Origin of the sequence: Pseudomonas oryzihabitans, assembly GCF_007665395.1 — a bacterium.
In the GTDB taxonomy this organism is placed as follows: domain Bacteria; phylum Pseudomonadota; class Gammaproteobacteria; order Pseudomonadales; family Pseudomonadaceae; genus Chryseomonas; species Chryseomonas psychrotolerans_C.
On record NZ_VDND01000003.1, the window covers coordinates 1 to 13988 of the forward strand.

Here is a 13988-nt window from a genome sequence, read left to right on the forward strand (position 1 = left end):
GGATCAGGAGCAGGTGTTCCGCTTCGAATTCCCCGAGCGCCCCGGAGCGCTGTTCGATTTCCTCGAACGCCTGGGCGGGCGCTGGAACATCAGCATGTTCCACTACCGCAACCATGGCGCGGCGGATGGGCGGGTGTTCGCGGCGCTGGAAGCCAGCCAGGCGGAGCGGCCTGAGCTGCTGGCGACGCTGGATGCCATTGGCTATCGCTACTGGGACGAGACGGAGAATCCGGCGTATCGGTTGTTCCTGGGTTAACGCCTTCAGGGGGCTCTGGGAACAGCGTGGCTAGGGCGCCCTCACCCCAACCCTCTCCCAGAGGGAGAGGGGGTCATCCGAGCAGGTGCCCATCTCCATCAAACCCGGCAAGATCGCGATCGGTGGCGTAGGGTGGATAACGGCGCAGCCTTATCCACCGGCTGAACCGAGCCCCCGCGGTGGATAACACGCTGGACCTAACCGCCCCCTCTCCCTCCGGGAGAGGGCCGGGGTGAGGGTAACCGAACGCTGAACACCTAACCGTTGGGCTTCGCTGCGCTCAGCGCCAACCTACGAAAAAACCACCGTGGCGCGGGTGGATAACGCACCGGACTCGACCGCCCCCTCTCCCTCCGGGAGAGGGCTGGGGTGAGGGTAGCCAATGCTGACCACCGAACCCTTGGGCTTCGCTGTGCTCCGCGCCAACCTACGAGGTCAGGGCCTCGACCTGGATATCCGTCAAGCCATGCACCTCGGCCTGCCGCAGGATGGCGGCGGGCGGCGCATCGGCGGGTGGCAGGGCCAGGCTGTTCTCGGCGTCGGCGCAGAGGCGCTCCAGCAAGGTGAAGGCGGCCTGGTGCGGCGCGAGGGCCGGCTCGGTGTGCTCGACGTCGAGCTGGCGGGATTCGCCGTCCTTGCGGTAGTGGATGAGCGAGCGGGGCATGGCGGCGGCCTCGAGATAGGTCTTTAAGACAGACCTATCCGGGCGCGCCGCCGTTCCGGTCTACCCGAGCCAGGCGCTGCCGGCTACTGAGCAGCGGGCGTCGGGGCCGGCAAATGCAATTGGTGGCGGATATCGCGGTCGAGCAGTTGCACCCATTTGTTGTAGTTGCGATGGATGTGCTCACCGTCATAGTCGAGGCCAGCACTGTCGCGATAGCGGATCTGGTAGCCCTGGGTGCTGTAGGGAATATCGATCCAGGCCTGATGCCGGTCGCGCACGTCGATGCTGGCGGTGATCAGGCCGGGCGCTTCGGTACGGGTTTCCCAGCCACGCTGCTGCAGAGCCTTGAGGATGGCTTCGCGCACATCGGTGGCGGCGAGTGGCCGGTCGGTTGGAAACACCTCGCGAGGATTCTCGATCGGTTTGGTGGTACAGGCGACCAGCGTGAGGACGGCAAGGGCGAGCAGCAGGCGACGTAGCATTGGAAAGGCTCCTTTTCCAGGTTGGATCAAGACCAGCGACGGAAGATCAGCGAGGTGTTCACCCCGCCGAAGGCGAAATTGTTGTTCATCACGAACTCGGTGCTCAGGGCCCGGGCCCCGCCGCGCAGATAGTCCAGCTCGCCGCACTGGGGGTCCAGCTCGTCGAGGTTGAGGGTGGGCACGAACAGCGCCTCGTTCATCATGGCGATGCTGAACCAGGATTCCAGGGCGCCGCAGGCGCCGAGGGTATGGCCCAGGTAGCTCTTCTGCGAGCTGATGGGCATGCGCGCGCCGAACAGCGCCTGGGTGGCGCGGGTTTCGGCGATGTCGCCCTGTTCGGTGGCGGTGCCGTGGCCGTTGACGTAGCCGATGGCGTCCGGCGTCAGCCCGGCGTCTTCCAGGGCCAGCTCCATGGCGCGCTGCATGGTGGCCTGCTCCGGGCGGGTGGAGTGCTGGCCGTCGGCGTTGCTGCCGAAGCCGACGATCTCGGCGTGGATGTGGGCGCCGCGGGCCAGGGCGTGCTCCAGCTCTTCCAAGACCAGGATGCCGGCGCCTTCGCCGATCACCAGACCGTCGCGCCCCTTGTCGTAGGGCCGCGGCGAGGTGTGGGGGGCGTCGTTGCGCAGGCTGGTGGCATAGAGGGTGTCGAAGACCATGGCCTCGCTGGGACAGAGTTCTTCGGCGCCACCCGCCAGCATCAGTGGCAGACGGCCGAACTTGATGGCCTCGTAGGCGTAGCCGATGCCCTGGCTGCCGCTGGTGCAGGCACTGGAGGTGGGGATCAAGCGGCCCTTGAGGCCGAAGAACAGGCTCAGGTTGGCCGCCGCCGTGTGCGGCATCATGCGCACATAGGTGTTGGCGTTGAGGCCCACCGCGGCATCGCTGAGCAGCATATTGGCCAGCGCCTTGATGTCGTCGGTGCTGCCGGTGGAGGAACCACAGGCCACGCCCATGCGACCGTCGGTGATACGGGCGTCGTCCAGCAGCCCGGCATCGGCCAGGGCGCGCTCGGCGGCGGCCACCGCCAGCTGGGAGACGCGGCCCATGCTGCGCAGCTGCTTGCGGGTCCAGTGGCCGGGCACCTGGAAGTTGACGATGGGTCCGCCCAGGCGGGTGTTCATCTCGCGGTAGCGATCCCAGGCGTCCATGCGGCGGATGCCGCTGCGGCCGGCGAGGAAGTTGTCGCGGATGGTCGGCCAGTCACTGCCCAGGGCGGTGACGCCGGCCATCCCGGTGATCACGACGCGGCGGCCGTTCATCAGCACAGCCCTCCATTGACCGCCAGCACCTGGCGGGTGATGTAGCCGGCCTCGGGGGCGAGCAGGAAGGCCACGGCGTGGGCCACCTCCTCGGGGGTGCCCATGCGCCCGGCGGGGATCATCTCGAGGATCTTCTCCACCGGAACGTGCTCGTCGAGGATCTCGGTATCGATCAGCCCCGGGGCCACGCAGTTGACGGTGATCTTGCGCTTGGCCAGTTCCACGGACAGCGCCTTGGCGGCGCCGATCAGGCCGGCCTTGGAAGCGCTGTAGTTGACTTGGCCGCGATTGCCGATCAGCCCGGAGACCGAGGTGATGCAGACGATGCGCCCTGGCGCGCGGCGGCGGATCATCGGCATGACCACCGGATGCAGGACGTTGTAGAAGCCATCGAGGTTGGTGCGCAGCACCACATCCCAGTCCTCGCCGGTCAGCGCCGGAAAGGCGCCGTCGCGGGTCAGGCCAGCGTTGCAGACCACCCCGTAGTAGCCGCCGTGGGCCTCGGTGTCGGCTTCCAGGATGGCGGCGCAGGCGGCGCGGTCGCCGACGTCGAATTGCAGCACCCGCGCCGTGCGACCCAGGGCCTCGACCTCGGCGCGCACGGCCTCGGCTTCTTCGCGGCGACTGCGGCAGTGCAGCACCAGGTCATGGCCGGCGGCGGCCAGGCGCAGGGCGATGGCGCGGCCCAGGCCGCGGCTGGAACCGGTCACCAGGACCGGGGCGGGGACGACGCTCATGGCGCGGGCTCCTCTAGATACAGATCCACCCGCGGTGGACGATAGACGTTCAGCCGGGCGCTGGCCTGGCAGTCGGGGCCCTGCAGCTGGCAGTCGAAGATGGCCATGCCATCCTCGTTCTCCAGCGCCGAATGGGCCTGGATGCGCAACTCGGCGCCAGCGGGAAAGGCGGCGACGTCGCAGGTGAACTGGCGAGTGCCGAGCAGAAAACCGAGGGCCGGCGCCTCGCCGCGACGGCGTGCCTGGCAGCCGGCGAAGGCGGCCACGCTCTGCGCCATCAGCTCCACGGCGATCCAGGCCGGCAGGGCGCCGGCGGCATCCGTGAAGAGGCCGGGGCGCACCACCAGGCGGGTCTCGATGCCCTGCTCATCGCAGGCGAGGATCTCGTCGATCAGCAGCATGTCGCCGGCGTGGGGCACCAGCTCGGCGAGGGTCCAGGGGATCATGGCGCGGCTCCGAGGATGAGGCTGACGTTGCTGCCGCCGAAGGCGAAGCTGTTGCTCATGGCGTGGCGGCGACCATCCAGGCGGCTGTCGGCATCCGTCAGCGCCAGGCGTGGCAGCGCCGGATCGGCGTGGCCGTCCCAGCGTTGCGGCGGCAACTGGCCGGCGGGGTTGAGGGCCGGGTCCAGGGTCAGCCAGGCGAAGGCGGCTTCCAGGGCGCCGGCGGCGCCTAGGGTGTGGCCGGTCAGCGGCTTGGTCGAGGAGCAGGGCACCCCGGCCGGGAACACCGCCTGGGTGGCATGGCTTTCCATGGCATCGTTGTGCGGCGTGGCGGTGCCGTGCAGGTTGAGATAGCCGATGTCGGCTGGCGCCAGGCCACTGGCGCGCAGGGCCGCCTGCATGGCTTGGATGGCGCCACGCCCGCTGGGATCGGGGGCGGAAATATGGTGGGCATCCGAACTGGCGCCCCCGCCGAGCAGGGCGACGGGGCCGGGTTCGCGGGTCAACAGGAACAGCGCCGCGCCCTCGCCGATGTTGATGCCGCGGCGATTGACCGAGAAGGGATTGCACAGCGTCTCGCTGACCGCTTCCAGGGCGGCGAAGCCGTTCAGGGTCAGGCCGCAGAGACTGTCCACGCCGCCGCAGAGCACGGCGTCGCAATGGCTCTGGACCAGCAGCCGGCGGGCGCTGAGCAGGGCGCGGGCGCTGCTGGTGCAGGCGGTGGAAAGACCGTAGCAGGGGCCGCTCAGGCCGAGGTAGCGGGCGAGGAAATCCGCCGGGGCGACCAGTTCCTGCTGGGCGTACTGGTAGCCCTCGGGTAGCCGGCCGCTGCGCTGGTGCACGGCGATGCCCAGGCTGGCCTCGTGGATGCCCGAAGTGCTGGTGCCCAGCACCACGCCGACCCGGGCGGGGCCATGGCGGTCGATGGCCTGGCGCACCTGGGGCTCGATCTCGCTCAGGGCGGCCAGCAAGAGCTGGTTGTTGCGACTGAAGAAGGGGGTCCACTCCGTCGGCCAGGCCGGCAGGGCGGCAGTGACGGTGCCCACTGGCGGTTGGCGCTCGGGAATCCAACCCGGCGTGGGCCGCATGCCGGCCGTATCGCCGGCGAACAGTCCGCGGGCCACCTCGGCCTTGCCATGCCCCAGGGCGCAGAGCAGGCCCAGGGCATTCAGATAGGCGCTCAAGGGGCGGACTCCGGCAGCAGCGTCAGCCGATAGCGCGACCCGTCCGGCGCCTCCAGCTCCAGGCGGTCAGCGGCGGGATAGCGCACCTGCCAGTCCTTGAGGGTGCGGCTGCCGTCGGCGGCCCTGTGCCAGTCGCTCGCGGCATAGGCCCGTGGCAGTTGGTCGGCGGGCGTCAGGGCGAACAGCAGCACACTGAAGAGGGTCCGCGCTCGGGGGTTGGGCGGCAGCAGGCCGTCGGCGTGCCAGGCGCCGTCGACCAGCACCTGGCGCGCCTGGGGCACGCCGAGGGGATCGAACAGGGAAAAGCGCAGGGCGGGGCCTTCCGGCTGGAGGGCTAGTAGCAGGGCGTCGCTACCTTCGGCGGTCTGGCGCTCCACCTGGTAGACGAGGGCGTGCGCCAGCGGCGGCGGAGTGCTGGGCAGGGGTGGCTGGCTGGCGCAGGCGGCGAGGAGCAGCAGGCAGGCCAGCGCGAAGACGAGCGGACGAGGCAGGGTCATGCAGGGTGGACCGAATTCAGCTGGCAGAGCTCGACGAGCAGGCGTAGGCGGCGCCTGGGCTCCTTGACGAAGGGATTGCGGGTATCCCAGGCATAGCCGGCGAGAAGGGCGCAGATCATGCGGCGGATCTCGGGATCGGCCTGTTCGAAATAGAGGACATCCTGGAAGCTGCCATCGTACCAGCCCTCCACATAGGCACGGAACGCCTCGACGCCCGCCTTGAGGGGCTGGGCGAATTCGGCGTCCCAGTCCACCGGCGCGCCGCGCAGTTGGCGATCCACCAGGGGCGCGGCCAGGCTGGCCGAGCGCAGGGCGATGGTGACGCCGGAGGAAAACACCGGATCGAGAAACTCGGCGGCATTGCCCAGGAGCGCAAAGCCGGGGCCGTGCAGCCGCTTGACGTTGGCCGCATAGCCACCCAGCTCGCGCACCGGGGTATCCCAGGCCGCATTGTGCAGCACCCGGGCCAGGCTCGGGGTCTCGGCGACCCAGTCACGCAGACCGGTGGCGAGATCAGGGGCGCGTCCGGCATAGCGCTCGGCGGCGGCGACCACCCCGACCGAGGCGCGGCCATCGCTGAAGGGGATGGTCCAGAACCAGACGTCGCGCAGGGTCGGGTGGGTGGTGATGAGGATCCGCTCGCGGTCGAAGCCGGGGTCGTCGATGCGATCCTCCACATGGGTGAAGAGCGCGCGGCGCACGGGGAAGTTCGAAGGCGCCTCCAGATCCAGCAGGCGTGGCAGCACTCGGCCGTAGCCGCTGGCGTCGAGCAGGAAATCAGTGGTCAGCCGGTAGGCCTGGCCGTCGTCGCCCTGTACCTCGATCCGGGTCTTCTCACCGGCTTCGCCCAGGCTCACCGCGGTGACGCGCTGGCCATAGCGGATCTCCACGCCCTGGCGTGCGGCGTCATCGGCGAGGAGCTTGTCGAAGGGGCCGCGCTGGACCTGGAAGGTGCTGCGCCCACCGCTGTAAGTGTCACGGAAGTCGAAGTCGGTATAGCGCTCGCCCCAGGCGAAGGCCGCGCCGATCTTGGTCTGGAACCCCGCGGCTTCGACGGCCGGCAGCATGCCGGCTTCCTCGATGAAGTCCAGGCTGTGGGACAGCAGACTCTCGCCGATGGAAAAGCGCGGGAAGTGTTGGGCTTCCAGCACCAGCACCGGATGCCCGCGGCGCCTGAGCAGGGCCGCGACCACGGCCCCGGCCGGACCGGCGCCGATGACCACCAGGGGGTGATGTTCAACCATGACGAAATTCCTTTTCGTGGGAGGCGGGCGGCGACGCCCAGGGCGCCAGCAGGAAGCTGAACACCAGCCCCAGGCTGATGGCCAGGCCGAAATTGGCGATGGCCGGGGTACTGCTGAGCATCAGCAGACCAAAGGACAGCCAGCTGCCGACGCCGGACAGCAGGCCGCCGAGCAGGCTCACCGCCGCGCCGCCGATGGCTTCGTGCATGAGGATGGCGTAGTCCACGCCGATGGCGGTGATCAGCAGCAGGGCGAAGAGACTGAACAGGGTCAGCGGCTGACCCAGCCAGCCGAGGCAGGCCAGGGCGGCCAGGGCGGCCAGCAGCGGCAGGCAGACGATGCGCAGCGCGGCGCGCCGGCCGAAGGCCCAGAGCAGCAGGAGGAAGATGGCCCCCGAGGCCAACAGCTTGAGCTCCACCGCCAGGCGCTGGGTGTGGACGAACAAGCCGCGCAATTCACCCAGGCGATCCACCAGCTGCACGCCAGGCAGGCCATCGGCGACCTTCTGCAGCACCTGGGCATTGCCCAGGCCTTGCAGGCTGACCAATCCGGCCGCGCCGCCATCGCTTGTGCGACCCAGCCAGAGCGGCCGCCAGGGTTCGCCCAGGGGACCGGCCAGGGCCTGGTCGAGACTCACGTCAGGCAGCTGTTGCAGGTGTTTCAGCTCCGCCTGCAAGGCTTCGGCGGGGATGCCCACGGCCAGCAAGGGTTGCAGGCGTGCGCTCCAGCCGGCTAGAGCCTGGCGCACTTCCGCCTGGGCGCCAGCGGGGGCTACCAGGCCGCTCAGGGCGCGATAGCCCTGCAACTGGCCGGCCTTGGCCAGGCTGTCCAGGCGCTGGCCCAGGGCCGTCTGGCGTTGCAACACCTCGTCGGCATCCGCGCCGCGCACCAGGAAGAACTGGCTGGTGGGTTGCAGGCCGGTGAGGCGGGCGATGGCCTGGGCTTCGCGCGTCAGCGCCGGGTCCTGGCCGAGCCAGAGGCGCAGGTCGTTCTGGGTATGCAGCTGCCAGAGACCGGCGGCGCAGAAGGCCAGCAGCGCCAGGAGCAGCGGCAGGCTGCCGCTGCGCGCCAGCAGCCGCAGGCGCAGGTCCAGCAGGCGCTGCATGAGGCGCAGCGGCGCGGCGGGCGGTGCCAGGTCCAGGCGTTGCCACCAGGCTGGCAACAGGCACACGGTGGTGAGGTAGGCGCCGATCAGGCCGGCAGCGGAAAACACCGCCACCTGGGTCAAGGCCGGAAAGGGCGTACAGGCCAGCGCCAGGTAGCCCAGCAGGTTGGTGGCCAGGCTGAGGGATAGCCCCGGCAGGGTCTCGCGCAGGATGGCCGTGGCGTCCCAGGGACTGCCCTTCCAACTCTTGCTGAGATAGTGCAGCGGATAGTCGGCGGCCACCCCGGTAAGGCTGGCGCCAAGGATCAGGGTGAGGGCGTTGATCTGGCCGAACAGCAGCACGCAGGCCGCGCTGCCGGCCAAGAGCGCCACGCCCACCGCCAGCAGGCTGAGCAGCACCCGCCAGCGGCGAAACAGCCCCAAGAGCAGGGCCAGGGTACCCAGGGTGGCCAGGCCGCCGATCAGCGACATCTCGCGGCTGGCGGTGGCCTGGCCGTTGGCGGCGTACCTTAGGCCGCTGGCGGCGAGCAGCTGGCCGCCAGCGGCCACCACCTCCTGGCGGGCGGCCTGGATCAGGGCTTCCACCCGCGGCGGGGCATCGAAGTCGAAGGCATCGGCGCGGGTACGGGCACGGACCAGCGCCCAGGTCAGGCCATCGCCCTGGGTCAGCAAGAGGCCACTGCCGGCGTCGAAGGCCACCTTGCTGGCCGGCGTGAGTTGGCGCTGCACCAGCAAGCCGAGGCCGAACCAGTCCTGTTCCAAGGGCAGGGCGCCGGCACCGGCGAAGGGATCGAAGAGCGCGGCGGCGCGGGCTTGCAGATAGGCGTCGGGGGTCTCGATCAGCTCATCGCGCACCGGTCCCGGCGGCAGTGCCAGGCGACCGGCCAGGAGTTGCTGGCGCAAGCCGGGCAGGTCGGGCGTGAGTTGCCACTGCACCTTCTCGAACAGCGGCTCCCGGGACCAGGCCTGGCCCAGTCGCTCGGCCAGCGCCGCCACCCGCTCGCGCTGGGGATGACCGACCAGCAGGAGCACCTCGCGATTGAGCGGCTCGGCCATGCGCGCCTCGGCCTGCTGGGTGAGGGCATCGCCGGCGCCCTGGGGCAGCAGGGCCAGCAGGTCGGCGGCCACCGGCGGGCCATGGCGCCACTGCCAGCCGCTGAGCGCCAGCAGGACGAAGAGGAACAGCAGGAAGGGGCGCTGCAGGCGGGTCACTGGAAGGCCGCGCGCTGGTCGGCGCTAAGGGCGTCGCTGGCCTGGCCGTCGAGCCTGAGCAGGCTGCGGTCGCCCTGAGTCTCGCGGATTTCCACCTGCTCCACCAGGGCCCCGCCCTGGATGAGGATGCCGTCGAACACCTGCTTGAGCAGGGCGCCGCGCGGGGTCAGGCGCAGTTGCCAGTGGCTGGCACCGCCGCTCAGGGCCAGCTCGAAGTCGCGCTCCAGGCCGCTGCGGTCACCGCCGAGCACGGCGAGGAACAGGGCGCTCTGGCGTGCCGCCAGGTCACTGCCGGGCAACGGCGTCCAGCCGGCCGGCGTCTGCTTGGCGATGGCGCCGGGGGTGATGCGATAGGTCTGCGCCAGGGGCTTTTCCAGCCGCCAGAGCAGGCCCAGGCCGCGCGCCAGGGTGAAGTGGCCACTGCTGGTCAGCGGTTGTGGCAGGGCGCGCAGATAACGCTGCTGGACGAAACGGCCCTCGACCACCGCCGGCCGTGCCAGCTGGGTGGCCAGGTCGTCGAGGTCGAAGGCCTGGGCCAGGGGGGCGGCCAGGATGAGCAACAGCGCGATCAGCTTGTGCATGCCAGGGCCCTCTCTACCGCCTCGACGAACACCTTGGGCGAGGCCAGCTGCATCTCGCGGCTGGCCAGGTCCACGGCCACCTGCACGGTGCTGGCGCGGGTCAGGCGTTCGCCGGTGGCGGCGTCGCTGATCAGGTAATGGAGCTTGAGGCGATGCTCCCATTCCACCAGGTCGACCCGTACCCGCACGCGCTGCTGGAACAGCAGCGGGCGGATATAGCGGATCTGCAGGTCGATCACCGGCCAGCCATAGCCGGAGTCGCGCATCTGCAGGTAGTTGTGCCCGAGGCGGTCGAGCAGGGCGCAGCGCGCCACCTCCAGGTACTTCACATAATGGCCGTGCCAGACGATCTCCATCATGTCGACGTCGAAGAAGGGGATGTCGATCTCCACCTCGACCTGCAGGGCACCGGTCTTACGCATGGCGCCTCCGGCAACTGTTGCGACCAGCCTCACGCATCATGGCGACTCCAGAAGGGATAGAAATTGAACCACTGCCGCGGGGCCTTCAGGCAGTGGGCGGCGAGGCGCTCGGCATAGGCCTGGGCCAGGCCCTGGATACCGGCGGCGCGCTCCTGGCGGCGCCAGCTTGGCGCCGGGGCGAAGTCTTCCAGGTAGAGGTGGTAGCCGTCGTCCTCGCGCAGGCAGAACAGCAGGTTGGTCGGGCAGCGCAGCAGGTGGGCCAGCAGCCAGGGTCCCTGGGGAAAGGGCGCCGGGGCGCCGAGGAAGTCCACCGCGACGGTGCGCCCGCCATGCAGCGGCACCCGGTCGCCGGCGATGGCCAGCCATTCGCCGCGTTCCAGGCGCTCGCTCAGCTGCAGCATCACCGCCGGGTCCAGTTCGCTGACCTGGATCAGCCGCAGGTCGCTGGCGCCGGCTTCTTCCAGCAGGCGATTGAAGGCCTCGGCATGGCGGGTGTGCACCAGCACATTGAGGCGCACCCGGCGCCCCAGCTGGGCCAGGGCACGGCAGACCTCCAGGTTGCCCAGGTGGGCGGTGACCAGGATCTCGCCACGCGGCCCGTGCATGCGGCTGTGCACCTGGTCCTCGTCGTGCAGGCGCACCTGGTCCAGGCCGAGCCGGCCATTCCAGGCGTCGAGCTTGTCCAGCAGGGCCTCGGCGAAGGCCATGAACTGGGCATAGCCGCTGCGCCAGCTGGGCTGCAGGTCGGGGCGACCGCTCCAGTCTGCCAGGCGCTGCTGGTACTCGCCGATGCCACGGCGGGCCCGGGCGCCGAACAGGAAGAAATACAGCACGATCAGCCGCAGCAGCGGGGCGATGGCGCGGCGGCCCAGGTGGCGTGCCAGCCAGGCGGTGAGGCGCATCAGCAGCGGGCTGCCGCGCTCGCGCTGCTGCGCCCAGTGGCCGCTCACCGGCGTACCCGCCGCCAGAGCAGGCGCGGTGCGCGGACCAGCATGCCGAAGAACAGCCGGGTGTGCATGCGCGAGATCAGCACGTTGTCCTGCCAGAGGCGAAAGTGCGAGCGGCCATCCAGGGGGTAGTGCACCCGGGTCGGGCGCCAGCGCATCGGCTGGTTGCGCCAGGCCAGGCGCACCAGGATCTCCGGGTCGAAATCCATGCGCTTGCCCAGGCCACCGGCGCGGATCACCGCCAGGGTCGGCGCCAGCGGATAGACGCGAAAGCCGCACATGCTGTCACGGATCTCCAGCGACAGGCTGTTGATCCAGACCCAGACATGGGTGAGGTAGCGGGCATAGAGCCGGCCCTTGGGTACCGAGTCGTCGAAGCGCGGATAGCCGCAGATCAGCGCGTCTGGATGCGCCTGGGCCTCGGCCAGGAAGGCGGCCACGTCGTCGAGGTCGTGCTGGCCATCGGCGTCGACCTGCAGGGCGTGGCTGAAGCCCAGTCGCTGCGCCTCGGCCAGGCCGGCCATCACCGCGCCGCCCTTGCCCTGATTGACCGGCAGGCGCAGCAGATGGATGTCGGGTTGCCTGGCCAGCGCGTCCATCACCCGGGCGCAGGCGGGGCTGGAGGCATCGTCCACCAGCACGCAGGGCAGGACGCGCTGGCGCAGGGCCTGGACCACCAGGGGCAGGGCGTGCTCGTGGTCGAACACCGGGATCACCGCGCAGGCACGAAAACTCAAGACTGCGGCTCCTTGAGCAGGATGCGCCCGGAGGAGCAGGCGGCTTCGCCCTGGCGGAAGGCGAAGTGCAGCTTGCTGCGGGCGGCGTCGAAGTGGAAGGTCAGGGTCACCCGGTCGCCGGGGCGCAGCAGTTGCTGGAACTTGAGCACTTCCATCCCGGCGAAGTCGGCGGGCAGCTCCAGATGCTGGCGCGCCAGGCGCTGGGCCCAGCCGACCTGCACCACCCCTGGCACCACCGGCGCCGTGGGGAAGTGGCCGGAAAAGAACGCCAGGTCCGGGGTGATTGCCAACTCCAGGCGCCAGCCGTCGGCCGTCCGTTCGACGCTCAGTGGCTCGATGTCCACCGGCCGTGGTTGGGACAGCAGGCGCTCCACCTCCGCCTGGGCCAGCTTGCCCTGGGCGCTGTAGGGCAGCGCGAGCAGCAGGCGCCAGCGGCGCGGCAGCGCTATGGCCTCGCAATGGCCGACCAGATGCGCGCGCAGCTCGGCCACCAGGGCGCGGCGACCGCCGTTGCGCAGCTGGTGCAGGCCGTGCTCGCTGAGGGCGACCAGGGCGCCGAGCAGGGCGCGGCCCTGCTGCACCACCCCCAGGCGCACGTCGGCGATGGCGGGATGGCCCAGCAGCCGCGCTTCCAGGGCTGGCAGGGCAATACGTTTCTCTTCCAGCTTGACGATGCGATCCAGCCGGCCGAGCAGCTCGAAGCGCCCGTCGCCCAGCAGCTGCACCTCATCCATGGTCTGCTCGCGCACGCCCCGGGGTAGATAGGGTGAGGTCAGCCAGAGGGCGCCCTCGGCATCCTGGCCCAGTTCGAGGTCGGCGAAGGCCTGCCAGGGCTGGGGGCCCTGGCGCCAGGCGATGCCGCCGGTCTCGGAGCTGCCATAGACCTCGGTGGGATAACGACCGAAGCGCTGCTGACAGCCCTTGGCGGCCGCGCCCGGCAGTACGCCGCCGGAAGAGAATACCCGCACCACCTGGCCGAGGACGGCATCGTCGAGATTCTCGCCCAGGCGCTTGAGCAGCGCCGGACTGCTGATCCATACCGCGCGCCGGCCTTCGCGCAGCAAGGCGGCGGTCTCGCGCTGCAATTCCTCGGTGAAGGGCAGCGCCTGGCGGGCAAAGGGCCGCCCGGCGCAAAGCGGCCAGAGCACGCGGAACAGCAGGCCATAGATGTGCTGGGTGGAGACGCTGCCGAGCACCGTCGCCTGGCCCAGGGATTCACCCCACAGCCGCTCCAGGGCGGCGACCTCGTTGGCCAGCTGGAACAGCTGCTTGGCGATCAGCTTGGGTTCACCGCTGGAACCCGAGGTGCTCAGGGTCAGCAGCGGTGCTTGCAGATCGAGCAGGGCAGGCGCCAGGGGCTCGCTGGCCGCCCAGTCTTCGAGATCATCGAGCCAGGCGTCCAGGCTCGGCGCCAGGCGGGCGCGGGTAGCGGGCTGGGCATCGGCCGGCAGGATCACCTCGATGCCGGCGCGCCAGGCGCCGAGCAGGGCGCAGGCCAGGTCCTCGGCATCGTCCAGGTGCAGCGCCAGACGCTGGAGGCCACGGGCCTGGAAGGCGGCGGCCAGGCGCAGGGCGCGCTGCTTGAGGGCGGCGTCCAGCGGACTCGCCGGGCCGAGCAGCTCGGCCAGGGGCGTGACGTTCATGGCTGCCTCCGCACGCGTTGGCGGATCAGCCATTCACCGGCGAACAGCAGGCCCATCAGGGCATAGGCGATCACCCCGGTATAGAGCGTCCACCAGGCCAGCGGCGCCCAGAGCGCCAGGGCCGCGGCGGTCGCGGCATTGCCCAGGAAGAACAGGCACCAAACCTGGGTTACCCGGCGGGTATAGCGCACCGCGCGCGGCGGCAACTCGGGTTCGCGCAGCCGCGCCAGGCGCTCGATCAGCGGCTGGCCGCGCAGCAGGCTCAGGCCGAACAGCGCCAGCAGGAACAGGCTGAGCAGCACCGGATACCAGCGCAGCAGCACGGCGGCGTCGCTCAGCGCCAGCAGCAGGCAGAAGCCCAGGGCGACCAGGGCGGTGCCGCGCTGCAGGCCATGGAGGCCGGGTTGCAGCAGCCGCAGCCCCCAGAGGGCGCCGAGACCGGCGGCGAACAGCCGTGGCGAGAGGTGCTGCAGGCCGAAATAGACGGCGAACGGGTAGGCCAGGCCGAGCAGGAGCAGCAGGGCGCCGGCGACCAGGCCCAGGGGCGAGCGGGAAGGCAGGGCACTCATAAGCGG

Annotated in this window: 15 protein-coding genes and 1 pseudogene; 1 reads left to right on the plus strand and 15 read right to left on the minus strand. The window is 70.3% G+C overall.

The annotated features are described in order from the left end of the window. Nucleotides 1-256, plus strand: a pseudogene (locus FSV73_RS07560) (threonine ammonia-lyase, biosynthetic); the annotation flags it as partial. Nucleotides 257-683: 427 nt separating this feature from the next. Here the strand turns inward: FSV73_RS07560 and FSV73_RS07565 are convergent. The 15 genes from FSV73_RS07565 to FSV73_RS07635 all read right to left on the minus strand — a co-directional run bounded on the left by FSV73_RS07565 (nucleotide 684) and on the right by FSV73_RS07635 (nucleotide 13982). Beyond that, nucleotides 684-920 carry a hypothetical protein gene (locus FSV73_RS07565; protein ID WP_145006229.1) on the minus strand — a complete coding sequence of 79 codons (237 nt, stop codon included), beginning with the start codon at nucleotides 918-920 and terminating at the stop codon, nucleotides 684-686. An 83-nt stretch (nucleotides 921-1003) separates the two neighbouring features. After that, nucleotides 1004-1402, minus strand: a complete 399-nt coding sequence (locus tag FSV73_RS07570) for a hypothetical protein (RefSeq protein ID WP_145006232.1) — start codon at nucleotides 1400-1402, stop codon at nucleotides 1004-1006. A 26-nt stretch (nucleotides 1403-1428) separates the two neighbouring features. Further along, nucleotides 1429-2661, minus strand: coding sequence for a beta-ketoacyl-ACP synthase (locus tag FSV73_RS07575; protein WP_145006235.1), 1233 nt, complete (start codon nucleotides 2659-2661; stop codon nucleotides 1429-1431). Further along, on the minus strand, nucleotides 2661-3398 hold the full coding sequence (gene fabG / locus FSV73_RS07580; RefSeq protein WP_145006237.1) for a 3-oxoacyl-ACP reductase FabG: 738 nt from the start codon (nucleotides 3396-3398) through the stop codon (nucleotides 2661-2663). Before fabG ends, FSV73_RS07575 begins: the two co-directional genes overlap by 1 nt. After that, nucleotides 3395-3844 (minus strand): ApeP family dehydratase, encoded by a 450-nt coding sequence (locus FSV73_RS07585; RefSeq protein ID WP_145006240.1) that lies wholly within the window; start codon nucleotides 3842-3844, stop codon nucleotides 3395-3397. Before FSV73_RS07585 ends, fabG begins: the two co-directional genes overlap by 4 nt. Further along, on the minus strand, nucleotides 3841-5025 hold the full coding sequence (locus FSV73_RS07590) for a beta-ketoacyl-[acyl-carrier-protein] synthase family protein (protein WP_145006243.1): 1185 nt from the start codon (nucleotides 5023-5025) through the stop codon (nucleotides 3841-3843). Before FSV73_RS07590 ends, FSV73_RS07585 begins: the two co-directional genes overlap by 4 nt. Next, nucleotides 5022-5522 carry a hypothetical protein gene (locus FSV73_RS07595; RefSeq protein WP_145006246.1) on the minus strand — a complete coding sequence of 167 codons (501 nt, stop codon included), beginning with the start codon at nucleotides 5520-5522 and terminating at the stop codon, nucleotides 5022-5024. The genes FSV73_RS07590 and FSV73_RS07595 overlap by 4 nt, the downstream gene beginning before the upstream one ends. Then, on the minus strand, nucleotides 5519-6766 hold the full coding sequence (locus tag FSV73_RS07600; protein WP_145006249.1) for an NAD(P)/FAD-dependent oxidoreductase: 1248 nt from the start codon (nucleotides 6764-6766) through the stop codon (nucleotides 5519-5521). The genes FSV73_RS07595 and FSV73_RS07600 overlap by 4 nt, the downstream gene beginning before the upstream one ends. Further along, the gene (locus tag FSV73_RS07605; RefSeq protein ID WP_145006252.1) at nucleotides 6759-9083 is read right to left on the minus strand and encodes an MMPL family transporter; all 2325 of its coding nucleotides are present in this window, start codon (nucleotides 9081-9083) and stop codon (nucleotides 6759-6761) included. Before FSV73_RS07605 ends, FSV73_RS07600 begins: the two co-directional genes overlap by 8 nt. Then, nucleotides 9080-9664 carry an outer membrane lipoprotein carrier protein LolA gene (locus FSV73_RS07610; protein ID WP_145006255.1) on the minus strand — a complete coding sequence of 195 codons (585 nt, stop codon included), beginning with the start codon at nucleotides 9662-9664 and terminating at the stop codon, nucleotides 9080-9082. The genes FSV73_RS07605 and FSV73_RS07610 overlap by 4 nt, the downstream gene beginning before the upstream one ends. Beyond that, nucleotides 9652-10086: an acyl-CoA thioesterase gene (locus tag FSV73_RS07615; protein ID WP_145006258.1), complete on the minus strand. Its 435-nt coding sequence runs from the start codon at nucleotides 10084-10086 to the stop codon at nucleotides 9652-9654. Before FSV73_RS07615 ends, FSV73_RS07610 begins: the two co-directional genes overlap by 13 nt. A gap of 29 nt (nucleotides 10087-10115) precedes the next feature. Further along, nucleotides 10116-11036: an LpxL/LpxP family acyltransferase gene (locus tag FSV73_RS07620; RefSeq protein ID WP_145006261.1), complete on the minus strand. Its 921-nt coding sequence runs from the start codon at nucleotides 11034-11036 to the stop codon at nucleotides 10116-10118. Beyond that, on the minus strand, nucleotides 11033-11770 hold the full coding sequence (locus FSV73_RS07625; protein ID WP_145006265.1) for a glycosyltransferase family 2 protein: 738 nt from the start codon (nucleotides 11768-11770) through the stop codon (nucleotides 11033-11035). Before FSV73_RS07625 ends, FSV73_RS07620 begins: the two co-directional genes overlap by 4 nt. Beyond that, on the minus strand, nucleotides 11767-13413 hold the full coding sequence (locus FSV73_RS07630; protein ID WP_145006268.1) for an AMP-binding protein: 1647 nt from the start codon (nucleotides 13411-13413) through the stop codon (nucleotides 11767-11769). Before FSV73_RS07630 ends, FSV73_RS07625 begins: the two co-directional genes overlap by 4 nt. Next, nucleotides 13410-13982, minus strand: a complete 573-nt coding sequence (locus FSV73_RS07635) for a hypothetical protein (RefSeq protein WP_145006271.1) — start codon at nucleotides 13980-13982, stop codon at nucleotides 13410-13412. Before FSV73_RS07635 ends, FSV73_RS07630 begins: the two co-directional genes overlap by 4 nt. Nucleotides 13983-13988: the final 6 nt, after the last annotated feature.

What these genes read in the sequence shown, in the direction of transcription:
- FSV73_RS07565 (WP_145006229.1), bottom strand. Translation starts at nt 920, where the DNA reads ATGCCCCGCTCGCTCATCCACTACCGCAAGGACGGCGAATCCCGCCAG.
- FSV73_RS07570 (WP_145006232.1), bottom strand. Translation starts at nt 1,402, where the DNA reads ATGCTACGTCGCCTGCTGCTCGCCCTTGCCGTCCTCACGCTGGTCGCC.
- FSV73_RS07575 (WP_145006235.1), bottom strand. Translation starts at nt 2,661, where the DNA reads ATGAACGGCCGCCGCGTCGTGATCACCGGGATGGCCGGCGTCACCGCC.
- fabG (WP_145006237.1), bottom strand. Translation starts at nt 3,398, where the DNA reads ATGAGCGTCGTCCCCGCCCCGGTCCTGGTGACCGGTTCCAGCCGCGGC.
- FSV73_RS07585 (WP_145006240.1), bottom strand. Translation starts at nt 3,844, where the DNA reads ATGATCCCCTGGACCCTCGCCGAGCTGGTGCCCCACGCCGGCGACATG.
- FSV73_RS07595 (WP_145006246.1), bottom strand. Translation starts at nt 5,522, where the DNA reads ATGACCCTGCCTCGTCCGCTCGTCTTCGCGCTGGCCTGCCTGCTGCTC.
- FSV73_RS07600 (WP_145006249.1), bottom strand. Translation starts at nt 6,766, where the DNA reads ATGGTTGAACATCACCCCCTGGTGGTCATCGGCGCCGGTCCGGCCGGG.
- FSV73_RS07610 (WP_145006255.1), bottom strand. Translation starts at nt 9,664, where the DNA reads ATGCACAAGCTGATCGCGCTGTTGCTCATCCTGGCCGCCCCCCTGGCC.
- FSV73_RS07615 (WP_145006258.1), bottom strand. Translation starts at nt 10,086, where the DNA reads ATGCGTAAGACCGGTGCCCTGCAGGTCGAGGTGGAGATCGACATCCCC.
- FSV73_RS07630 (WP_145006268.1), bottom strand. Translation starts at nt 13,413, where the DNA reads ATGAACGTCACGCCCCTGGCCGAGCTGCTCGGCCCGGCGAGTCCGCTG.
- FSV73_RS07635 (WP_145006271.1), bottom strand. Translation starts at nt 13,982, where the DNA reads ATGAGTGCCCTGCCTTCCCGCTCGCCCCTGGGCCTGGTCGCCGGCGCC.